This is a genomic window from Actinoplanes campanulatus, from assembly GCF_014647795.1.
In the GTDB taxonomy this organism is placed as follows: Bacteria; Actinomycetota; Actinomycetes; order Mycobacteriales; family Micromonosporaceae; genus Actinoplanes; species Actinoplanes campanulatus.
The window spans coordinates 267,359-288,500 of sequence record NZ_BMPW01000009.1 but is presented as its reverse complement, the minus strand read 5'-3'; the positions used below and the strand labels follow the sequence as shown (position 1 = coordinate 288,500).

Sequence of the window (21,142 nt, the reverse complement as noted above, 5' to 3'; positions counted from 1 at the left end):
CGAACAAACCTCACTGCTTGACGCTCCCCGCGGCCAGACCCGACTGCCAGTAGCGCTGGAGCATCAGGAAGGCCACGGTGAGGGGGATGATGGTGAGCAGGGAGCCGGTGATCACGAGGTCGAAGACGACGTCGCCGCCGACCGTGTTGGCCTGCCTGTTCCAGGAGTAGAGACCCAGCGTGAGCGGGTAGAGGTCGGCGTTCTTCAGCATGATCAGCGGCATGAAGAAGTTGTTCCAGGCCGCCACCAGGTTGAACAGCAGCACGGTGACGAGACCGGGCGCCAGCAGCGGCAGCGCGAGCTTGAAGAAGATCCGGAACTCGCCGGCCCCGTCGCACCGGGCCGACTCCAGGATCTCGTTCGGCACCGCCTCCGTGGAGTAGGTCCACATCAGGTAGAGGCCGAACGGCGACACCAGCGACGGGATGATCACCGCCCACGGGGTGTCGGTGAGTCCCATCTTCGCGAACAGCAGGAACGTCGGCACGGCCAGCGCGGTCGGCGGGACCGCGATGCCGCCGAGCACCACGGCGAACACCGCGCGGCGGCCGCGGAAGTCGAACTTGGCCAGGCCGTACCCGGCGAGCGCGGCCAGCAGGGTCGCTCCCCCGGCGCCGACCACCACGTAGATCACCGTGTTGAGCACCCAGCGGCCGAAGATGCCGTCCTGATAGGTGAACGTGTCCGCGATGTTGTCGAAGAGGGCGAACTCCCCGCCGAACCAGAGCCCGAACGTGCCGAGCAGGTCCTCCTGGGTCTTCGTGGCGCTGATGAACAGCCAGGCCAGCGGCAGGATCGCGTACACCAGCATCACGCCGGTGACCACGGTGAGAACGGCGCTGCGCCGGCGCGGCTGCCGGGCCGTGGGTTTCAGCGGGGGGCGGCCCGAACGGCGCGCCGCCGCCCGGACGGTGGGCGTGGCGGTCATCGGGCCTCCCCCCGCATGGCGCGAAGCTGGAAGAGGTAGGCCACGACCATCGTCGCCACACCCATCAGCAGCGCGATGGTGGCCGAGTAGTTGATCTGCTGCCCGGCGAACGACAACTGGTAGGCGTAGATGTTCGGGGTGAAGTAGGTGGTGATCGAGTTCGGCGCCAGGCTGTCGAGCACCTGCGGCTCGTTGAAGAGCTGGAAGCTGCCGACGATCGAGAAGATCGTGGCGACGACCAGCGGCCCGCGCAGCGCCGGCAGCTTGATCGCCCGGATGATCCGGAGCTCGCCGGCCCCGTCGATCGCGGCCGCCTCGTAGAGCGAGGCGTCGATCACCTTCAGGCCGGAGTAGAGGATGAGCATGTTGTAGCCGACGTATTCCCAGGTCACGATGTTGCCGATGGTGGCGAGGACCCAGCCCGGCGCCAGCGGGTCGGGCAGGTTCAGGCCGAGCGCCTCGTTGATGCTGCCGACCAGGCCGAACCGGATGCCGTAGAGGAAGCCGGCCATCAGGGTGGCGACGACCGACGGCACCGCGTACGGCAGGAAGATCGCGACCCGGAAGAACCCGGCGCCGTAGAGCCGCCCGCTGTCGATGGCGAGCGCCACCAGCAGGGCCAGCCCGAGCATGATCGGCACCTGGATCAGCAGGAAGAGCGCGACCCGGGTGACCGCCTCCCAGAACTGCGGGTCGCTGAGCGCCTTGGTGTAGTTCTCCAGGCCGACGAAGGTGGTGCCGCCGACCAGGCGGGTCCGGAACACGCTGAGGTACGCCGAGTACGCGATCGGCGCCAGGAAGACCATCGTGAAGAGCCCGAGGAACGGAGCGGTGAACTGCCACCCGATCCATGTACGCCGGGTCAAACCTGCCCCCTCCCGAGAATGTTTACGTAAACATCAGCGTCATGTTTACGTAAACATGACTGCCGTATAGTGGCACGGGCCACAAATCACGGTCAAGGAGTGATCAAGATCGAACCACCCCGGCTGCGCGCCTCCTCGGACGTCCCCGGCGGCCGGCGCAAACAGCGCGTGTCCATGGCCGACGTGGCCCGCCTCGCCGGGGTCTCCTCACAGACCGTCTCGCGCGTCGCCAACGGCTCCCCCGGTGTCGTGGAGACCACCCGTGAGCAGGTGCTCGCGGCGATGAGCGAGCTCGGTTACCGGCCCAACAGCGCGGCCCGCTCCCTGCGCTACGGACGGTTCAACACGATCGGGGTGATCCTGTTCGGGCTGTCCTCCATCGGCAACAGCCGGACGGTGGAGGCGATCGCCACCCACGCGGCCGCCGAGGGGTACGCGATAACGCTCATCCCGGTCGGTGCGCCCACCCAGGACAACGTGCTGGGAGCGTTCACAAGAATGGGCGAGCTCGCGGTCGACGGCGTCATTCTCATCATCGAGGTGCACCTTCTCGACGCGGCCGCGGTGACCCTTCCGCCGGGCGCGCACGTGGTGGTCGTCGACTCGGACGCCGGCGACCGCTACCCGGTCGTCGACACCGACCAGGCGGACGGCGCCCGGCAGGCCGTCCGGCATCTGCTCGACCTGGGACACCGCACCGTCTGGCACCTCGCCGGGCCGGCCGGGTCGTTCTCCGCCGAGCGCCGCGCCTCGGCCTGGCGCCAGGTCCTCGAGGAGGCCGGCCGTCCGGTGCCCGCGCTCGAGCGCGGCGACTGGTCCGCCGACTCCGGTTACCGGGCCGGGCTGCGGCTGGCCGGCGACCCGTCCTGCACCGCGATCTTCGCGGCCAACGACCAGATGGCGCTCGGCGTGCTCCGGGCCCTGCACGAGCGCGGCCGCCGGGTGCCGGCGGAGGTCAGCGTGGTCGGGTTCGACGACGTCGCCGACGCCGGTTCCTACCTGCCCCCGCTGACCACCGTGCACCAGGACTTCGCCGAGGTGGGGCGGCGCTGCGTGGACGCCCTGCTGCGCCAGATCCACGACGAGCCGACCGGGCCGGGCACCGACCTGGTCGCCACCCGCCTGGTGATCCGGGCCAGCACCGCCGCCCCCGAAGTCTGATCAGGGACTGCGCGCACCGGCGGCCGAGTGGATCCTTCAGGGGAGAACTTCGACGCGGAGGAGAAGCGCATGCCATCGAGACCCAGTGCCGCCGAGATCCTGGAGCGGGCCCGCTCCGGCGCCGAGACGGCCACGGCCGGCCGGGTCTTCGGCCCGCCGATCGAGCGTGACGGCGTCACCATCGTCCCGGTCGCCGTCGTCAGCGGGGGCGGCGGTGGAGGCGAGGGCGGCGGGACGGCCCCGGGCGACGACCCCGGGGCCGGCGACACCCCGCAGGGGGAGGGCTCCGGCGGCGGGTTCGGCTTCACCGCCCGCCCGGCCGGCGTCTACGTCATCCGCGACGGCGACGCCCATTGGCGGCCCGCCGTCGACGTCAACAAGATCGTCATCGGCGGCCAGCTGATCGCTGTCGTGGCCCTGCTGGTCGCCCGGTCGGTCCTGCGCCACCACCGCCGCCGCTGACGGCGGCTCTCAGGACTCGGAACTCTCCACCCAACGGTACTCATCGATCTCCCAGGCGAAGACGTACCGCCGGATCATCCGGGCCACGTCCTCCTTGGCGTCGAACCGGAGGACCAGGTGCTGGCCCGGATCGCCGTGCGGGGCCGGGCGGACCGCGTGGACGACACCGCTCACCCGGACCTCGGCGGTGTTCAGCAACACGGTGGCCGACACCCGGTCGCCCTGGGACAGGGTGGTCGGCTGGTCGATCCAGCAGCGCAGGCCGCCCTCGCTGATGTCGAGCAGTGCGCCCTCGGCCGGCTGGCCGTTGACCTCGGCGTCCAGCCGGACCGCCGCGCCCGCCCCGCCCCGGATGAACTCGCGCCGGTTGTCGTGGCGGGCGCCGCCGGCCGGCACGAGCGTCCAGCGCGGTGGCGAGTCGGAGACCGCGGTCAGGCGGCAGGGCAGCAGGACCCGGGTTCGGGGCGGGGCCCAGAAGATCTCGAACTCGCGGCCCGGCTCGAACACGGTCAGGCCGGTGGTCTCCAGCGGTGCGGTGACGATGAGCGCGCCGCCCTCGACCGCCTGCAGCTTCGAGCGGAGATTCAGGCCCTCACCCATGGCAAGGAAGACCGTGGTGCCGATCTCCGGCAACTCGATCGGCGGCGCGCCCTCCGCCGCGGGGACGGACATGGATCCAGTTACACCGTTACTCATCTGCTACCTGCTACCTCACGAAAGACGCCGTTGTCGGCAGTTCGGACGCCCCCTCCATCGGCAGACCACGCCCGAATGTGACCATTCTGGTCCGATCATGTTCGCTCCGGCGCCGGTTCGGGGTAGCGGGCCAGCCGGAGACGGCGCGCGAACACCGCCAGGGTGAGGCCGGTGCAGAGCAGCCAGACCATCGCGGCGTGAGCGAGACCACGCCACAGCAGGTCGGCGCCGCCGCCGTCGACCGCGTAGGTGCCGAGCTCCCGGGCCGACCAGAAGGGCATGAACTTCGCGATCGTGCCGGCCGGGTCGGCGAGCATCTGCACGGCACAGACCGAGAGCAGGGCCAGGGCGCCCTCCAGCTCGCGGGGCAGCAGCGCGCCGACCAGGCTGCCGAACGGCGCCGCGAGCAGGGCGGTGGTCCCCATCATCAGGGCGATCGCCCAGAACCGGTCGATGTCCTGGTCGATGCCGACCAGGACCAGGTATCCGCCGGCCAGCAGCAGGCCGAAGCCGCTCATCGCGATCAGGCGGCCGCCGATGATGCCGGCCACCGAGGCGCCGGAGAGGCGCAGCCGGGGGTCGACGCCGCGGGCCGAGTTCACCACGAAGAGGGTGAGGGTGGAGACGGCCCAGGCGATACCGAGGGTGAGCATGCGGGTGGACTGGCCGGTCAGGTCCCGCCGGACCAGGTAGAACCAGAGCGGCAGGGAGATCACCAGCAGCAGCGCGGTGCGCCGCCGGCCCACCTCGCGGGCCGACAGCCCGGCCACCGTCAGCGCGGTCATCGGTCTCCTCCGCCGTGTGCGCCCAGATCCAGCACGTGATCGACGTCCTCCAGCTCGTGCAGCAGGTGGGTGACCACGACCACGGCCCGGCCGGCGTCGCGCCACTCCCGCACCTGACGCCAGAAATCCAGGTACGACCCCTGGTCGAACCCCTGGTACGGCTCGTCGAGCAGCAGCAGGTCCGGGCCGTGCAGCTCGCCCAGGACCAGGTTCAGCTTCTGCCGGGTGCCGCCGGACAGATCCTGCACCGGCTGGTGGCGGCCGGGACGCCAGGCCAGGCGGGACGCGAGGTGCGTACCGGTGGATCGGGCCTTGCGTGGCGCCATGCCGGCGGCGGCCCCGAAGAGGGTGAAATGCTCCTCGGCCGTGAGCCAGCCCGCGGTGCCGCCGTCCTGCGGGACGAAACCCACCCGGCGGGTCCGCCGGACGTCGCCGCCGGTGGGGTGGGTCAGCCCGGCGCAGATGCGCAGCAGGGTGGACTTGCCGCAGCCGTTGGCGCCGACGATCGCGGCCACCTCGCCGCCGCGGACGGTGAGGTCGACGCCGGAGAAGACCTCGCGCCTGCGGTACCGCTTGCTCACCCCGGTCAGCCGCAGCATCACCGGCCCGGGCAGCGAGGGGACCGCCGCGGTCGGTGCCTGGAGCTCGGTGACGAGATGACGGGCGTACAGGTGTGCCGGGCCGAAGAACCGATCCGGGTCGGCGGCGTGCTCCCCGGCCTGGGCGGCGGTCTCCGCGCCCAGCTGCCGGGCCCGCTCCGGCCGCACGCCGAGCCGGACCAGCTCGGCCTCGAAACGTAACGGCCAATCGCTCATGCCGCCACCTCCGCTGAGCCCGATGATCCGCTCGCAGGCTCGCTCATCGGACACGCTCCCCGATCAGGGCGTCGACGCCGTCGCGGAAGCCGCGCCACTCCTCGGCCTGGGCGTTGAGCGTGTCGAGCCCGGCCGGGGTGATCGCGTAGTACTTCCGACGCGGCCCGGAGCCGGACGGCGCCCAGCTCGGCGAGGCCAGCCCCTGCTGTTCCAGGCGCAGCAGGGCCGGGTAGAGGGTGCCGCCGGGGATGTCGGCGACGCCGGCCGCGGCCAGCCGCTGAGCCAGCCCATACCCGTAATCGGGCTGGTCGCGCAGCATGGCGAGCAGGCAGAGATCGAGGAAACCGTGCAGCCACGGCCGGGGGGTCATGTAGGCAGGCTAGCTGCTTAGCAGACCGCCTATCTACCCGGGCCGGAAAAATAATTCGGCGTTCGACTGCACAGATCGGCCCCGGGGTGCGTCGATGAGGTTGTGACCTTCGAGCAGTTCGCGTTGGCCCGCCTGCCCAGTCTTCTGCGCTACGCGGTCGTCCTCACCGGCGACCGTGATCTCGCGCAGGACGTCGTTCAGGAGGTGCTGGCGCGGGCCCAGACCCGATGGCGGCGCATCAGCGACGCCGACTCCCCGGAGGCGTATGTCCGGCGCATGGTGCTCAACGAGTACCTGTCCTGGCGGCGCAGCTGGGCGGTCCGGCACGTCCACGCGGCCGGCGAGCGCCTGATCGAGCTGGACGACGCGCGCGGCGGTGTGCGCGACCACGCGGACGGCGTGGTCGAGGCCGACGCGCTGTGGCACCGGCTCGCCGCGCTGGGCCGCAAGCAACGGGCCGTGCTGGTGCTGCGCTACTACGAGCAGCTGGACGACGACGCGATCGCCGACCTGCTCGGATGCACGGCAGCCACGGTGCGCAGCCACGCGTCGAGGGCACTGAGAACCCTCCGGCTCGACAAGGAGTCGGACTTGCGAGTACCTGCCGAGGAGAGGTCGTGACCGAGCACGGAGACCGGCTGCGGGAAGCCTTCATCACCCACGAGAACCAGACGCCGGATCCCGCCGCGGTCTACGCCCGCGTCGAAGAACTGGCCCGTAAGCACAAGTGGCGCCGCCGCTCGGCGCAGGCCGCGGGCGGGGTGGCGCTCAGCGCCGGCCTGATCGCGGGCATCACCCAGATGCCGGGGTTCCTGCCCGGCGAGGCGGCACCGTCCGGCCCCGTCATCGAGGTCGCCGCACCGAGCGCCACCCCGTCGTACACCGACGACCAGGCTTTCGACGCCTACTTCGAGGCCGGGTTCGGTTACACCAACGCTCTGGAGCTGGCCAAGCTCTGGAACATGACCGACACCCAGGCGGGCGACATCAAGCTGCTCGCCGGGCGGAAACTGCTGGCCGGGGAGACCCTGCCGGTCCAGCCGAAGCCGAACACCGAGGGCGTTCCGGGGCAGACCGAGGACGGTCGCAACTCGGAGGCGTTCTTCAACGGGGGGTACGACTGGGACGACGCCGTCAAGCTCGCCAGGCTGTGGAAGCTCGACGACCCGTACCAGGCCAAGATCGAGGGCGGCAAGCGACTGCTGGCCGGCGAGACCCTGCCGATCAAGCCGGACCCGAAGCAGCTCGAGGAAGCGCGTAAGTCGAAGCTCGCCACGATCTTCTGGGAGGCCGGTTACGACGGTGAGGACGCCGCGAAACTGGCCAAGCTGTGGAAGATGGACAGCAATGACACGTACGCCGTGAAGGTCGAAGCGGGCCGTCGCCTGGAGGCCGGCGAGACCCTCCCGATCAAGCCGTGATCCCGGAGCTGCGCCGGCGCATCGGCTTCGAGATCGAGCTGATGGCCCCACCCGGGGTCAGCCGGCGCACGCTCGCGCTGGACCTGGCCGGACGCTGCGGAGGCAGCGTCCGGCCGGTGTGGCACCACGACAGCGAGCCGTCCCTGGTTCCCGGCCTGGGACGGTTCCTGCACCTCACCCAGGGTTTCGAGGTGCGCCGGCCGGACGGAACGCCGCTGTGCACGCTGGTCGACGACATCACCCTGATGCGCGGGCTCGACCCCCGGGCGCCCGCCATCCCAGGCTGGTTCCGGGTGCTGACCGACGACACCCGGCTGCTGCGCCTGCTCTCCGCCCGCTGCGATGCGGGGACCACCCTGCCCCGGGTGCTGGAGCCGGCGGCCGAACTGTGGGGCACCACGGTCGAACGGCACGGCGACATCTACCGCCTCAACGACGCGGCCGGCGCCACGATCGCCCTGGCCTCCCCCGCCGGCGGCGAACGGGAACGCCCCTGCGAGATCATCACCCCACCGCTGTCGGCGGGCCATCACACGGAGCTGTCGTTCCTGCTCGGGGTCGCCCGGGGGCTCGGTTTCACGGTCCCGCACGAGGCGGCCGTGCACCTGCACGTCGACGGTGGCCCGTTCCGGGAGGCGCCCGCCCTGGCCAATCTGATCCGGTTGTTCGCCCACTGGCGGGAGCCGTTGCGGACGCTGCTGGCCACCAATCCGGCCTGCCGCCGTCTGGCCCCGCTGCCCGCGCCGCTGGTGGACGCCGTTGCCGGAGCCCCGACGATCACCGAGCTACGCCAGGCGGCCCAAACCGGGCAGATCACGAAATTCTATGATGTGAACCTGACGCAGGTGCTGACCGACACCCCTCCCCTGCGCGACACCGTGGAGATCCGGATCCTCCCCGGCGCCATCGACGCGGACGAGATCGTGCACCGCGCCGCCCTGGTCGAGCTCCTGCTCGATCGCTGCCTGGATCCGACCCCGATCCCCTCGGGCCCGGCCTCCCCCGACGCGCTCCTGGAGATGGCCGCCGAAACCCTGGTTCAAGGTCAATAACCCCTTCTCCGGTACGGGGCGGACGGTTCGCAAACACATTCCGAACGCTCCCTGGCGCACCGCGAGGCCCGTGCGTGGTACAGACCGTGCCGCGCCCACCGGGCTTGAGCGGGTGGCCGCCGGCTCACGACGCCTCGGTCACGCGGGAGCCGGTCACGGTCGTTCGCGCGCCATGACATCCGCACGTGACGCGACCCGAAGGCCCGCGGTCCAGGCCGTGACGCGCCACCGTAGGCCCTCTGTGGCCGAGGTCCGCGTTTCGCTTCCGGCCCTTCTCCGGTACGCGTGTCCTCGTCCCGCCCTATCCGCTCCGCTCCGCCCGGTAGGCGCGATCTCGCTGCCCGCTCCCGCCTGTGCCGCCCCCGGCGGGCGTACACGTTCGGCTTCCGGCCGGGCGGGTGCACACGCAAGACGCCGCGTGTGCGGCCACCACGGCCATCGGCCAGGTGGGCGACCACGACATCGCCACCGTGTGCGCCCACCGCACGCGAGCGACCGCGACCACCCACCAACAGCGGCCGGCGCTGCGGCTCGGAGCGGGCAGCCCGGGCGCCTGGCCGGCAGGACGGATCGCCCCGGCAGGGCAGGGCAGGCGGGCCTGCCCTGCCGGGTGGTCGAGGGCGAATCCGGGCCCCGGTATCCGGCGGGAGAACAGCGGGTCAGGTGGGTTGCCGGTGTTCGGCCAGGTCGGCGAGGATGTCGCGGGCGGCGGGGGCGATGCGGGGCGGCACGCCTAGGTCCTCGAGCAGTTCGGTGGCGGCGGCCATCTCCTCGCGGCGGCGTACGGCGTGTTTGACGGAGCCGTCGACCAGGCGGTCCAATGTGTCGGCGTTGCCGCGGATCAGCTCGTCGCGGATGTTGCCGCGCAGCCACTCCTCCAGACCCGCGGCCCGGGCGGCGGCCAGCGCCTCGGTGACGGCGGCGGCCATGCCCTTGTAGAAGACGCTGCGCAGCAGTTTGCGGGTGGCGGCCGCACCGACCGGGCCGTCCAGCACGGTCACCGTGGCGCCGTATCCACCGAGCACTGTGGCGAACTCGGCGGCGGCCGGGCCACTGGCGGTCATCGGGGTGTGCAGTCCACGGCCGGGCACCGGGGACATCAGGGCGACGTCGACCACCCGTACCGTCTGGCCGCCGAGCGCCGCGAGCGTCTCCTTGAGGCCGGGTGTCGCGGTGTTGAGATCGGCCCAGATGGTGCCGGGAGCCAGCGACGGCAGCGAGTCACGCAGGGCGTCCGCCGCGTCGGCGGCGCTGTTGACACTGAGCACGATCGACGCCCCGGCGCACGCCTCGGCGTCACTGCCGGCGGCCCGCACCCCGGCCGGGGGCGGAACCTTCGGGTCGTAGCCCTGGACGGGGGCGCCCGCGGCGACCAGGCCGGCCGCGATGAGACCACCCGCCTCGCCCAGGCCGAGGACGGCGATGACGGTTCCCGTCATGGAAGGACCTCCGAAAACTCAACGGGCCGCTGGGCGGCGTCGACAGTCTTCCTCATGGACAGACCCGCCGGGCCCACGTCGACAGTCACGGGAGGGGCTCCAGGTGCCGCATGGACCGGAGAGCCGTGATCGTGGCGGCGATCTGGGCTCGCATGGCGGCCTCGGCCGCCTCCGGGTCACGGTCGAGGATCGCGGTGATGATGCGCTCGTGCCGGTCCAGGGACGCCTCGGGGCGGGTGGGTAGCAGGGACAGGATGAACTGGTGCCGCAGGAGCCGGCCGCGCAGTGTCTCGGTGACCGTGTCGGCGGTGCGGTGGGCGGCGATCCGGCGGATCAGGTCGTGCAGGTGCTGTTCCAGGTCACGGTAGCGCCGCTGGGCGCCGGTCTCGGCGGCCCGCCGCAGCAGGGCGGCGGCCTCGGCCAATTCCGCGGCCTGCTGATCGGTGATCCGTTCGGCGGCGCGGGCCGCGATCAGGCCGCCCACCACCATGCGGATCTCGGTGACCTCGACGGCCTCGTGGGTGGGGACCTTGCGGACCCGGGCGCCACGGCGGGGGGACACCTCGATCAGTTCTTCGGCGCAGAGTTCGGCCAGAGCGGCGCGGACCGCGAACCGGGTGGCACCGAAGCGGCTCATCAGGTCGGTCTCCACGAGGCGCTCCCCCGGGGTGAACTCGCCCTGGAGGATGCCCTCACGCACCGCGTCCCGCACGGCGGCGACGACCGGGGCTGCGGGCACGCATACCTCCTCGGACCAACGACGAACGCGACCGGCGACGATTGACGGCGAGTGTTCCAACCCGGCGACAGGATTGTCAACAATTGTTTCGCCGAGATCGTTGGCTTAGGCTCGGTCGGGTAGCCGCGCCTCCGGGCACTCTCCGTCGCGCGGATTGTTGACAATGTTGTTGGTAATCGGATGGGAAGACGCGATGACCGATTCGACCCTGGTACTCACCGCCCACCCCGGCGATTTCGTCTGGCGTGCGGGCGGGGCGATCGCCCTGGCGGCGTCCCGCGGTCAGCGTGTGGTGATCGGCTGCATGAGCTTCGGCGAACGCGGCGAGTCGGCCTCGCTCTGGCGCAAGGGCTACACGTTGCAGCAGGTCAAGGACCACCGCCGGGCCGAGGCCGAGCAGGCCGCGAAGGTGCTGGGCGCGGAGATCCGGTTCTTCGACGCCGACGACTACCCCCTCGTCGAGACGCCGCGGCTGCTCCAGGGGCTGATCGACCTGTACCGGGAGGTGCAGCCGTCGGTCGTGCTGACCCACGCGGCGGCCGACCCGTACAACGGCGACCACGCGTTCGCGCACGCCATCGCGCTCAAGGCCCGGATCCTGGCGCAGGCGCCGGGCGTCGAGGGGCCGGGCGAGGTCATCGGGGCGCCGCCGGTGTTCAGCTTCGAGCCGCACCAGCCGGAGCAGTGCGGCTTCCTCCCGAACGTGCTGCTCGACATCACCGCGGTGTGGGAGACCAAGCGCGAGGCCATGCGGATCCTGGCCGCGCAGAAGCACCTGCACACCTACTACACCGAGCTGGGCAGCCGGCGCGGTCTCCAGGCGTCGCGCAACTCCGGGCCGAACCTGGGACTGCCCAACGACACCTACGCCGAGGCCTACATGCGGCTCTACCCGCAGGTCACCCGGGAGTTGTCATGATGGCCCGGCACGTCGTCGTCCGTACCGGGAAAAGGGTCTCCGAAGAGGTTTTGAAGGGCCTCGCGGAGGCCGGCGCGTCCACGGCGCACGAGGCGGACGGCCGGCGCGGCGCGGTCTCCCCCGATCTGCGGCCGATCCAGGCCGGCGCCCGGATCGCCGGCAGCGCGGTGACCGTCTCCTGCCATCCCGGCGACAACCTGATGATCCACGCGGCCGTGGAGCAGGTGCGGCCCGGTGACGTCGTGGTCGTCACGACCACCTCTCCGTCGACCGACGGGATGCTGGGCGACCTGCTGGCCACCTCGCTGCGGGCCCGGGGCGCGATCGGCGTGGTCCTGGACGCCGGGGTACGCGATGTGGCCGAGCTGCGGGAGATGGGTTTCCCGGTGTGGTCGCGGGCGGTCAGCACGCAGGGCACGGTGAAGGCCAGCCCGGGGTCGGTGAACGTGCCGATCGTGGTGGGCGGCCAGGTCGTCGGTCCCGGTGACGCGATCGTCGCCGACGACGACGGTGTCGTGGTGATCCCGCGCGAGCGGGCGGCCGCGGTCCTGGCGGCGGCGCGGGCGCGGGTCGCGAGCGAGCAAGCCAAGCGAGCCCGGCTCGCCGCGGGTGAGCTGGGCCTGGACATGTACAACCTGCGGCCGCTGCTGGCGGAGCTCGGCGTCGTCTACGTGGACGAGCCATGAGCGACCGGAGGGAGCTTATGGCTCGTCGTGACTGCGCTTTTGACTCCCGAGTGGGGGAACAGCCATGAGCGACCGGAGGGAGCTTATGGCTCGTCGTGACTGCGCTCTTGACTCCCGAGTGGGGGAACAGCCATGAGCATCCCGGTCGTGATCATGCGCGGGGGCACGTCCAAGGGGGCGTATTTCCTGCGGGAGGATCTGCCCGAGGACGAGAGCGAGCGGGACACCCTGCTGCTGTCCGTGATGGGCTCACCGGATCCGCGGCAGATCGACGGCATCGGCGGCGGCCACCCGCTGACCAGCAAGGTCGCCGTGGTCAGCGCCTCGGACGATCCGGAGGCCGATGTCGACTACCTGTTCCTCCAGGTGCAGGTGGATCAGCCGCGGGTCAGCGCGGAGCAGCCGTGCGGGAACATCCTGGCCGGGGTCGGCCCGTTCGCCGTCGAGCGCGGCCTGGTGGCGGCCTCCGGCGACGTCACCCCGGTACGCGTCCGCATGGTCAACACCGGCGCCCTGGCCGTGGTCTCGGTCCCCACTCCCGGCGGCCGGGTCGAGTACGCCGGGGACACCGCGCTCAGCGGCGTGCCCGGCACGGCGGCCCGCATCGAGGTGGAGTTCCGGGACACGGCCGGCTCGGTCGCCCCGGGGCTGTTGCCCACCGGCCGGATCGTCGACGATCTGGACGGCGTCCCGGCCACTCTGATCGACAACGGCATGCCGGTGGTTCTGATGACCGCCACGTCACTGGGTGTCACCGGCGAGGAGACTCCGGCCGAGCTGGAGGCGGACGGTCGTCTGCGCCGCCGGGTCGAGGAGCTGCGCCTGCTCGCCGGCACGCTGATGGGTCTCGGTGACGTGAGCGCGACGACCGTACCCAAGATGTGTTTGATCTCGCCGCCGACCGACGGTGGCACGCTGAGCACGCGCATGTTCATCCCACATCGCGTCCATGCCTCGATCGGCGTGCTCGCCGCCGTCACCGTGGGCACCGCCGTGGCGATGCCCGGCAGCGTGGCGCACACCGAGGCCGCCGGCGCCGTCCGGCTGGAGCATCCGACCGGTTTCGCCGACGTCGTCATCGATCCGGGCACCGGCCGTTCCGCGATCGTCAGCACCGCCCGCCTGCTCATGGAGGGGCGGGTCCATCCCCGTCGCAACACGGAAGGGGCCATCATCCATGGCTGAGAAGATCCGCGACATCGCCCACGTCTCCGCGGTGGAGCTGCTGACCCCGGTCCTCGACGACACGGTCCGGTTCTTCACCGACACGATGGCGATGGAGGTCGTCGAGCGGCGGGGGAACAGCGCGTACCTGCACGCCTGGGACGACTACGAGAGCTTCACCGTGAAGGTGACCGGCGCGGGCACCTCCGGCATCGGCCGCACCTGGCTGCGGGCCCGCAGCCCGGAGGCGCTGGAGCGGCGGGTCCACGACATCTCGTCCCTGGGATTCGGTGAGGGGTGGAGCAAGGACGAGCCGGGTTACGGGCCGGTCTTCCACTTCACCGACCCGGACGGGCACCCGTTCGGTCTCTACTACGAGACTCAGCGGTACGTGGCCTCGGACGCCACCCGCCCGTCGCTGAAGAACCAGGCCGCGAGGTTCCCGGGCCGTGGCTCGAACGTGCGGCGGCTGGACCACGTCAACTTCCTGGCGCGGGACGTGCCGCCGAACGCGGACTTCGTGGCGACCGCGCTGACCGGCCGGGCCAGCGAGCAGATCGTGCTGAACGACGGCACGAGGGCCGCGGTCTGGTACACGTTCAGCGACAAGTCCTACGACGTCGTCTACACCCGGGACTGGACCGGTTCGCAGGGCCGCCTGCACCACGTGGCGTTCGCGACCGACACCCGGGAGGACATCCTGCGTGCCGCGGACGTGTTCCTGGAGGCCGGCGTGCACATCGAGACCGGGCCGCACAAGCACGCCATCCAGCAGACCTTCTTCCTGTACGTCTGGGAGCCCGGCGGCAACCGCATCGAGCTCTGCAACGCGGGCGCCCGGCTGCTGCTCGCCCCGGACCACGAGGTCGTCACGTGGACCGAGGCGGAACGCGCCAAGGGCCAGGCCTGGGGCTTGAAGACGATCGAGTCCTTCCACACCCACGGCACGCCGCCGGCGGCCGAGGCCGAGTGGGTGTAGTGACGGCCTAGCCGTGGGCCGCCGGGGTGTCCTCCAGCGACCGGAGCACCTCCACCACGCTCGCGATGTGCTCGCGCATGGCCGTCTCGGCGGCCGCCGGGTCGCGGTCGCGGATCGCCGTGATGATGCGCTCATGCTGCGGCAGCGAGACGGCCGGCCGGCCGGGCAGCAGTGACAGCATGAACTGGTGCCGGGCCAGCTGGGCGCGCAGCGTGCCGATCAGCCGGTCCGCGGTGGCGTGGGCGCCGATCTTGCGGATCAGGCCGTGCAGGCGCTGGTTGAGGTCGCTGTAGCGGCGGAACTCGCCGGCCTCCACGGCGCGGCGCATGAGCAGGCCGATCTCGTCGAGCTCGCTGGCCTCGGCCTCGGTGACGCGGTCCGCGGCCTGTGCCGCCACCAGGCCCTCCAGCACCATCCGGACCTGGGTGATCTCGATCGTCTCGGCCAGGGAGATCTTGCGGACGTGGGCGCCGCGGTTGCGCTGGATCTCGACCAGGCCCTCACCGGCGAGGTCCTGCAGGGCCAGCCGGATGTTGAACCGGCTCACCCCGAACCGCTCGATCAGCTGCGCCTCCACCAGGCGTTCGCCGGGCATGTACTCCCCGGCCAGGATCGCGGTGCGCAGTTCGTCGCGCGCGGTCGCCTTGTCCTTCCCGTCAGCCGTGCCACGTGGCCGTGACCGGCGTACGCCGGTGAGGTTCTTCTCCGCAGACATAGTGCCGGTACGATACCGCGCTCTCCCGATCACCGCCGGTCAAGATCTTCGCTGCCCCCGAAGACATCGACGCTGATTGTCAACAATCTCCTGGACTTCACGCACGCTGAGAAGCTGCAACGACATGAGCTGGCTAGACGCAGGAAACTGATTGTTGACAATCGTGCGAACAACAAGCACGATCCGGTGATGCAGCGCACATCCCCCCGCTCGTCGAAAAATCTCGCCGGCCTCGTCGTCGCGATCTGCTGGCTGGTCGTCCTCTTCGACGGCGTCGACCTGTTCATCTACGGCGCCGTCCTGCCCGGCATGCTCGAAGACCCCGCGCTCGGCCTGACCAAGGCGGCGGCCGGCACACTGGGCAGCTACGCCACCTTCGGCATGCTGCTCGGCGCGCTCGGCTCGGGTCCGCTGACGGACCGGATCGGCCGCAAGATGATGCTCATCGTGAGCACCACGGTCTTCTCGATCGCCTCCGGCGTCTGCGCGGCCGCACCGTCGCTCGGCGTGTTCGGCCTCGGCCGGTTCGTCGCCGGCCTCGGTCTCGGCGGCCTGCTGCCGATCGCGCTCACCATGGTCGCCGAGTTCGCCCCGGCCGGACGGCGGAACCTGCTGATCGGCTCGCTGATGACCGCGCACCAGGCCGGCGGCATCCTGGCCGCCACCCTCGGCCTGTGGCTGCTCGACTCGTTCGGCTGGCGGTCCGCGTTCTGGATCGGGGTGCTGCCGCTGTTCATCGCCGTACCCCTGGTCGCGCGCTTCCTGCCGGAGTCGCTGAGCTTCCTGATCGCCCGCGGCCGCGCCGACGAGGCCCGCCGGGTCGCCGCCGACTACGGCGTCGAACTGCCGGCGGCCGCTGTCATCGCAGAGAAGGGGACGGTCAGCCTGTTCCGCAATGGCCGCTGGCAGCCCACCCTGTTGTTCTGGTGCGCCTCGTTCGGCGGGCTGCTGCTGGTCTACGGCGTCAACACCTGGCTGCCGACAATGATGCGCGGCGAGGGCTACGACCTGGGCTCGGCGCTCGCCTTCCTCATCGTCATCAACCTGGGCGGCATCGCCGGCATGCTGGTCGCCGGGCGGGTGGCCGACCGCTTCGGCGCGGTCCCGGTCGCCGCGGCCTGGTTCGCGCTCACCGCCGTCGGCGTCCACCTGCTCGGCGTCCACATGCCGCTGGCGGTCACCTACGCCGTCGTCTTCCTGGCCGGCGTCTTCCTGTTCAGCGCGCAGACCATGGTGTACGCCGCGGTCACCTCCCGCTACGACACCGCGAGCCGGGCCACCGCGGTCGGCTCGGCCGCCGGCATCGGCCGCTTCGGCGCGGTCCTCGGCCCCTGGATGGGCGGTCAGCTGATGGCCGCCGGCAACCAGGGCTGGGGCTTCACGGTCTTCGCCGCCTCCGCGGTCTTCGCCACCGTCTTCGTGCTGCTGGCCGGCCTGCGCAGCACGGAGCAGCCGGCCGCCGTCGAGCCGGCCCTCACGCACTGACGCCCCTCACTCACGGAGGCCCGGAGCCTCGGTCCGGGCCTTTCACATTCCTTTCCGGTACGTGGGGAGCACACTCGATCGTGGATTGTTGACGATATTGCTCGCCATCTTGTTAAGAACTCATGTCGAGACTTATCGTTCTGCTCACGTTGCCGCAACGCTTCCGATCGATGCCTCCCAACGAGGGGATCCCGCATGAGATCAGCGTCCCGTCTCGCCGTCGTCCTGCTGACCATCGGCGCGCTACTGCTGCCCGGTGACCTGCCGGCCACCGCCTCCACCGCACTCCGCCCCGTCCGGCCGGTCATGGACTGCGCCGACGTCACCGGCCTCAACCTGCCCGGCGTCACCATCCGGTCCGCCACCGTGACCAGCGCCGGCGCCCCATCCCCGTACTGCGCCGTGGAGGGCGTCATCGCCCCGGCGGACACCATCGTCATGCGCCTGCCGGTGAACGGGTGGACGCAGCGGTACCTCCAGACCGGGTGCGGCGGGCTGTGCGGCACCGCGCGGATCAACTACACCCAGGCGGCGGCGTGCGCCCCGGTCGCCGACGGCACCATCGCCAGCGCCACCACCGACATGGGCCACCAGGGACAGAACGACGGCTCGTGGGCGGCCGGGAACCCGCAGGCGCAGATCGACTTCGCCTACCGCGGGGTGCACGAGACCGCGCGGGTCGCCAAGGAGGTGATCACCCGGTTCTACGGGCGGCCGCCGGCGTACAGCTACTTCAGCGGCTGCTCGGACGGCGGCCGTGAGGCGCTCATGGAGGCGCAGCGCTACCCGGACGACTTCGACGGGATCGTGGCCGGGGCGCCCGCGAGCAATCTGGTCGTACAGAACACCTTCCACCACGCCTGGAACGTGCTCGCCAACAGGGACGCCGCCGGCAACTACATCCTGCTGGCCGGCCGGCTGCCGCTGATCCACGATGCGGTGATGGCCGCCTGCGACAGGCTGGACGGGCTGGCCGACGGGGTGCTGGACGACCCGCGGCGGTGCCGGTTCGACCCGTACAGCCTGGTCTGCGACGATCCGGCGACCTGCCTCACCCGGGCCGAGGCCGCGGTGGTCCGCCGGCTGCACGACGGCGCCGTCACCTCCCGCGGCGTACGCCTGGAACAGGAGATCTCCCACGAATGGGGCTCCGAACTGGACTGGACACTGTTCGTGCCGGCCGCCCAGGGGCAGGTCACGTTCAGTGAGAACATCGCGCTGTCGTTCCTGCGCTACCTCGCCTACTTCAACGTGGCCGACCCGGACTACCAGCTCACCGACCTCGAGTTCACCGAGGAGTCGTTCTGGCGGACGGTGCAGACCTCGAAGTACCTGTCGGCCACCGACCCGGATCTCAGCCGGTTCCGGCGGAGCGGCGGCAAGCTGATCCTCTGGCACGGCTGGTCCGACCAGCACATCTCCCCGCAGGCGACGCTGAACTACTACGAGGCGCTGGGGACCCCCTCGTACGCCCGGTTGTTCCTCTTCCCCGGTTTGGCGCACTGCAGCGGTGGACTGGGCCCGGACACCTTCGACATCATGACGCCGATGCTGAACTGGGTGGAGAAGGGCACCGCGCCGACATCGGTGGTCGCCACGAAGGGCGCGCGCAGCCGGCCGGTCTACCCGTACCCGGCGGTGGCCCGATACGACGGCACCGGCAGCACCGACGACGCCGCCAACTTCGTCCCGGTCATCCCCCGCACCTCACCGAAGGTCAACTACGACTGGCTCGGCGCGGGCCTCTACACCCACGGCTACCAGACCACCTGCCAGCCCGTAAACGGCAAGCTGCTCTGCGCCCCGTCCCACCCCATCCCCCACCCCTGACCAACCCACCGGCCTCAAACTCCCCACCGCCGCCGCCACCACCACCGCCACCTACGGCCGCACCGCCAACGGCCCACCCGTCGCGATCTTGGACGATTTCCCACCCGCTCCGGTGGCCGATCACCCAAGATCGCGGGCGGCCGGGCACGGAGAAAGCAGGCCGCAGGCACCCCGCGGACCTTGGAAGAACCACCACCGAATGCGGTGGGCGAACGTCCAGGATCGCGGGCCGCAGGACACATCGCAGGCCGCAGGTCACACAGCGACAAGCCGCACACACACCACCAGACCTTGGACGCCTGCCCACCTCACTCGGTAGCCAATCGCCCAAGATCGTGGGCCGCAGGGCAGAGCAAGCAGGACGCGCGAACCCTGCCGGACCTTGGACGATCCACCACCGCATGCGGTGGGCAAACGTCCGAGATCGCGGGTGGAGGGGCGGGGCGGGGCGGACGGGCGGCGGGCAGACGGCCGGGCGGCAGGCGGGCAGGCAGGCGGCAGGCAGGCAGGCGGGCAGGCGGCGGGGCGGCGGGTGGATGTGGGAGGGAGGAGGGCGGGCGGGTCAGGGGGTGTTCAGGAAAGTGAGCAGCTCGGTGGTGAAGGCGGGGACGCGGACGGCGCCCAGGTGGTCGCCGTCGATGACGGTGAGGCGGGCGCCGGGGATGGCCTTCGCCAGGAGTTCCGGGCGGGTGGCCAGGGCGTCGTCGCGGCCCGCCAGGACCAGCGTCGGGACGGTGATGGCGTCCAGCGGGATGGGCGAGGCGTGCAGGGCGGCGGCCTGCGCGGCCAGGGCGACACGGTCGCCGCCCACCGCGTCGACGAAGGAGCGGAAGCCGGCGGCGGCCGGCGAGGTGATGGTCTTCGGGTCCGTGGCCTCGAACGCCTCGCGGAAGTCACCGGCCGGGATGATCCGGGTGTCGACGCCGCCCAGCTCGACCACCGCCGAGCCGACGCCGCCGACGACCAGGCGGCGGACCCGGGCGTCGCGGGTGGTCAGCAGGAGCGAGACGACGGCGCCCATCGAGTAGCCGGCCACGTCGACGGTTTCGATGCCGAGCAGGTCGAGCAGGGTGGCGACGTCGGCGGCCATCCGGGACTCGCCGTAGAACGACGGGTCGTGCGGCTTGCCGGAGCGGCCGTGCCCGCGGGCGTCGATGGCCACGACGTCCCGGCCGGCGGCGGTGAGGGCGTCGACCACGCCGGGCAGCACCCAGTTGGTGAGGCCGTTCGCGATGAACCCGTGGTGCAGCAGCACGGGTGGAAGCGGCGACTCGGCCTCCCATCGCTGGTAGTAGATCTCCACACCGTCGGTGGCCTGGAAGGTCGGCATGGCGGGTCCCCTCTTCGTGATGCGAGCGGACGACAGCGTACGCACCGCACCGGATGAGCGGGATCGGTGAGATCGCCGGTGTGGTCAGAGTCTGCGACGCGGGCGCGTCCGGCACGTTGATCGCGATACATTGCGGCGGTGACCCCCACTCAGTTGCGCGCCTATTCCGCCGTGGTCCGGTGTGGCTCGGTGAAACAGGCGGCCGCACAGCTCGAGGTGTCCGAGTCGGCGGTCTCGCTGCACATCGGACAGTTGCGCAAGGAGCTGGGTGATCAGCTGTTCTCACGGACGGCGAACGGGCTGACGTTCACGCCGGGCGGGCTGCGCCTGGCCAGCCGGGCCACCGAGTTGCTCGGCCTCCAGGACATCACGGTGCTGGAGGTGAGCGCGGCCGGGCAGGGGCGGCGGCTGCTGCGGGTGGGCGCCTCCAGCCTGTTCGCCGAGCACGGCGCTCCGGGCCTGATCGAGCTGTTCGCGAGCCGGGCCGCGGACCTCGACGTCGAGCTGAGTGTCCGGAACCCGGGGTCGTTCAGCGAGGCGCTGATCGAGCGGCGCATCGACATCGCGATCGGCCCGCCGCCGGCCGTGCCGGATCCGGCGGTGGTGTGCCGTCCGGTCATGTACTACAAGGTCGTCACGGTGGCCGGACCGGACCATCCGCTGGCCGGCACCCAGCCGTCACCGCGGCAGCTGCGTGATCAGACGTGGCTGCTCGGGCCGTCCGCCGCCGCCGGCCGGGGCGCCATCCCGGCGCTGCTGCGCCGGCTCGGGGTGCCGGACGACCGGCAGCAGATCTTTCAGAGCCACGCGGCCGCCATCGAGGAGGCGAAACGCGGGCACGGGGTGGCGGCGGCGCTGTCGTTCACCGTGGCGCCGGAGGTCCGCAAGGGGCATCTCGTGCAGTTCTGCGGGCCGCACACCGGGCTGGAGGACGTGTGGCACTCGCTGACCCTGGCCGAGACCGGGGCGCCGTCCGCGGCGGCCGAGCTGGCGCGTTTCGCGTCGACGCCCCGGGCCATTCAGGCGATGATGCGCGGGGCCGGGGTCAATGTGGGACGGTTCAAGCCGTCGATTCACGTGACTCTGTGGAGCTGATGCTCCGCGGCAGCGGCTGGGCGGCGATCAGGGTGGCCGGCGCGCCGTTGTCACTGCCGCCGTCGGTGCGGATCACCACCGGCTGCGGGGATCACCATGGGGCAGACGACGTGCACCTGCTCGCCGTCCTGCCGCTGCGGCTCGCTGCGGTTGAGCACCTCACCGGCCTCGCCGAGCGGGACGGTGGGCTGCTCCATCACGGTGT

23 protein-coding genes are annotated in these 21,142 nt (G+C 71.3%); 12 read left to right on the top strand and 11 right to left on the bottom strand.

Annotation, left to right across the window (positions count from 1 at the left end):
- Positions 1–10 precede the first annotated feature (10 nt).
- The gene (locus IEZ13_RS19560) at positions 11–928 is read right to left on the bottom strand and encodes a carbohydrate ABC transporter permease (protein ID WP_183219731.1); all 918 of its coding nucleotides are present in this window, start codon (positions 926–928) and stop codon (positions 11–13) included.
- Positions 925–1,794 (bottom strand): carbohydrate ABC transporter permease, encoded by an 870-nt coding sequence (locus tag IEZ13_RS19555; protein ID WP_229794792.1) that lies wholly within the window; start codon positions 1,792–1,794, stop codon positions 925–927. The genes IEZ13_RS19560 and IEZ13_RS19555 overlap by 4 nt, the downstream gene beginning before the upstream one ends.
- Before the next feature lie 99 nt (positions 1,795–1,893).
- Between IEZ13_RS19555 and IEZ13_RS19550 the strand changes: the two genes are divergently transcribed.
- Positions 1,894–2,955 (top strand): LacI family DNA-binding transcriptional regulator, encoded by a 1,062-nt coding sequence (locus tag IEZ13_RS19550; RefSeq protein WP_229794791.1) that lies wholly within the window; start codon positions 1,894–1,896, stop codon positions 2,953–2,955.
- Between the two features lie 69 nt (positions 2,956–3,024).
- Positions 3,025–3,417, top strand: coding sequence for a sporulation protein (locus IEZ13_RS19545; RefSeq protein WP_183219729.1), 393 nt, complete (start codon positions 3,025–3,027; stop codon positions 3,415–3,417).
- A gap of 9 nt (positions 3,418–3,426) precedes the next feature.
- On the opposite strand, the gene IEZ13_RS19540 is transcribed toward IEZ13_RS19545, so the two are convergent.
- The 4 genes from IEZ13_RS19540 to IEZ13_RS19525 all read right to left on the bottom strand — a co-directional run bounded on the left by IEZ13_RS19540 (position 3,427) and on the right by IEZ13_RS19525 (position 6,083).
- Positions 3,427–4,089: a PilZ domain-containing protein gene (locus IEZ13_RS19540; protein WP_183219727.1), complete on the bottom strand. Its 663-nt coding sequence runs from the start codon at positions 4,087–4,089 to the stop codon at positions 3,427–3,429.
- A 119-nt stretch (positions 4,090–4,208) separates the two neighbouring features.
- Complete coding sequence (locus tag IEZ13_RS19535; protein WP_183219725.1) at positions 4,209–4,898, bottom strand: ABC transporter permease; 690 nt, start codon at positions 4,896–4,898, stop codon at positions 4,209–4,211.
- On the bottom strand, positions 4,895–5,713 hold the full coding sequence (locus IEZ13_RS19530; protein WP_183219723.1) for an ABC transporter ATP-binding protein: 819 nt from the start codon (positions 5,711–5,713) through the stop codon (positions 4,895–4,897). The genes IEZ13_RS19535 and IEZ13_RS19530 overlap by 4 nt, the downstream gene beginning before the upstream one ends.
- A gap of 43 nt (positions 5,714–5,756) precedes the next feature.
- Positions 5,757–6,083, bottom strand: coding sequence for a PadR family transcriptional regulator (locus tag IEZ13_RS19525; RefSeq protein WP_183219721.1), 327 nt, complete (start codon positions 6,081–6,083; stop codon positions 5,757–5,759).
- A gap of 102 nt (positions 6,084–6,185) precedes the next feature.
- Between IEZ13_RS19525 and IEZ13_RS19520 the strand changes: the two genes are divergently transcribed.
- Genes IEZ13_RS19520 through IEZ13_RS19510 form a run of 3 tightly spaced genes read left to right on the top strand, consistent with a single transcriptional unit; the run spans position 6,186 to position 8,556 of the window.
- Positions 6,186–6,704, top strand: a complete 519-nt coding sequence (locus IEZ13_RS19520; RefSeq protein ID WP_183219719.1) for a SigE family RNA polymerase sigma factor — start codon at positions 6,186–6,188, stop codon at positions 6,702–6,704.
- Positions 6,701–7,504 carry a hypothetical protein gene (locus IEZ13_RS19515; RefSeq protein ID WP_183219717.1) on the top strand — a complete coding sequence of 268 codons (804 nt, stop codon included), beginning with the start codon at positions 6,701–6,703 and terminating at the stop codon, positions 7,502–7,504. Before IEZ13_RS19520 ends, IEZ13_RS19515 begins: the two co-directional genes overlap by 4 nt.
- The gene (locus tag IEZ13_RS19510; protein ID WP_183219715.1) at positions 7,501–8,556 is read left to right on the top strand and encodes an amidoligase family protein; all 1,056 of its coding nucleotides are present in this window, start codon (positions 7,501–7,503) and stop codon (positions 8,554–8,556) included. Before IEZ13_RS19515 ends, IEZ13_RS19510 begins: the two co-directional genes overlap by 4 nt.
- 659 nt (positions 8,557–9,215) lie before the next feature.
- Here the strand turns inward: IEZ13_RS19510 and IEZ13_RS19505 are convergent.
- Positions 9,216–9,995 (bottom strand): NAD(P)-dependent oxidoreductase, encoded by a 780-nt coding sequence (locus tag IEZ13_RS19505; protein WP_183219713.1) that lies wholly within the window; start codon positions 9,993–9,995, stop codon positions 9,216–9,218.
- 85 nt (positions 9,996–10,080) lie between these two features.
- Positions 10,081–10,734, bottom strand: a complete 654-nt coding sequence (locus tag IEZ13_RS19500; RefSeq protein ID WP_229794790.1) for a GntR family transcriptional regulator — start codon at positions 10,732–10,734, stop codon at positions 10,081–10,083.
- A gap of 193 nt (positions 10,735–10,927) precedes the next feature.
- Between IEZ13_RS19500 and IEZ13_RS19495 the strand changes: the two genes are divergently transcribed.
- From IEZ13_RS19495 to IEZ13_RS19480, 4 genes are all read left to right on the top strand, one after another.
- Complete coding sequence (locus IEZ13_RS19495) at positions 10,928–11,653, top strand: PIG-L deacetylase family protein (RefSeq protein WP_183219712.1); 726 nt, start codon at positions 10,928–10,930, stop codon at positions 11,651–11,653.
- Complete coding sequence (locus IEZ13_RS19490; RefSeq protein ID WP_183219710.1) at positions 11,650–12,339, top strand: 4-carboxy-4-hydroxy-2-oxoadipate aldolase/oxaloacetate decarboxylase; 690 nt, start codon at positions 11,650–11,652, stop codon at positions 12,337–12,339. The genes IEZ13_RS19495 and IEZ13_RS19490 overlap by 4 nt, the downstream gene beginning before the upstream one ends.
- Positions 12,340–12,471: 132 nt before the next feature.
- Positions 12,472–13,524: a 4-oxalomesaconate tautomerase gene (locus IEZ13_RS19485; RefSeq protein WP_183219708.1), complete on the top strand. Its 1,053-nt coding sequence runs from the start codon at positions 12,472–12,474 to the stop codon at positions 13,522–13,524.
- A complete protein-coding gene (locus tag IEZ13_RS19480) occupies positions 13,517–14,482 on the top strand; it encodes a VOC family protein (RefSeq protein WP_183219706.1) in 966 nt (321 codons plus the stop codon). The genes IEZ13_RS19485 and IEZ13_RS19480 overlap by 8 nt, the downstream gene beginning before the upstream one ends.
- A 7-nt stretch (positions 14,483–14,489) precedes the next feature.
- Here IEZ13_RS19480 and IEZ13_RS19475 read toward each other — a convergent pair whose 3' ends face one another.
- The gene (locus IEZ13_RS19475) at positions 14,490–15,197 is read right to left on the bottom strand and encodes a GntR family transcriptional regulator (RefSeq protein WP_183219704.1); all 708 of its coding nucleotides are present in this window, start codon (positions 15,195–15,197) and stop codon (positions 14,490–14,492) included.
- Positions 15,198–15,386: 189 nt separating this feature from the next.
- On the opposite strand from IEZ13_RS19475, the gene IEZ13_RS19470 reads away from it, so the two are divergent.
- Together IEZ13_RS19470 and IEZ13_RS19465 are read left to right on the top strand one after the other, a co-directional pair.
- A complete protein-coding gene (locus IEZ13_RS19470) occupies positions 15,387–16,682 on the top strand; it encodes an MFS transporter (RefSeq protein WP_183219703.1) in 1,296 nt (431 codons plus the stop codon).
- Between the two features lie 195 nt (positions 16,683–16,877).
- Positions 16,878–18,512 carry a tannase/feruloyl esterase family alpha/beta hydrolase gene (locus IEZ13_RS19465; protein ID WP_183219701.1) on the top strand — a complete coding sequence of 545 codons (1,635 nt, stop codon included), beginning with the start codon at positions 16,878–16,880 and terminating at the stop codon, positions 18,510–18,512.
- Positions 18,513–19,074: 562 nt separating this feature from the next.
- On the opposite strand, the gene IEZ13_RS19460 is transcribed toward IEZ13_RS19465, so the two are convergent.
- Positions 19,075–19,842, bottom strand: coding sequence for an alpha/beta fold hydrolase (locus tag IEZ13_RS19460; RefSeq protein ID WP_183219699.1), 768 nt, complete (start codon positions 19,840–19,842; stop codon positions 19,075–19,077).
- 138 nt (positions 19,843–19,980) lie between these two features.
- On the opposite strand from IEZ13_RS19460, the gene IEZ13_RS19455 reads away from it, so the two are divergent.
- Positions 19,981–20,937 carry a LysR family transcriptional regulator gene (locus IEZ13_RS19455; protein WP_183219697.1) on the top strand — a complete coding sequence of 319 codons (957 nt, stop codon included), beginning with the start codon at positions 19,981–19,983 and terminating at the stop codon, positions 20,935–20,937.
- A gap of 50 nt (positions 20,938–20,987) precedes the next feature.
- On the opposite strand, the gene IEZ13_RS19450 is transcribed toward IEZ13_RS19455, so the two are convergent.
- Complete coding sequence (locus IEZ13_RS19450) at positions 20,988–21,137, bottom strand: hypothetical protein (RefSeq protein ID WP_183219695.1); 150 nt, start codon at positions 21,135–21,137, stop codon at positions 20,988–20,990.
- Positions 21,138–21,142: the final 5 nt, after the last annotated feature.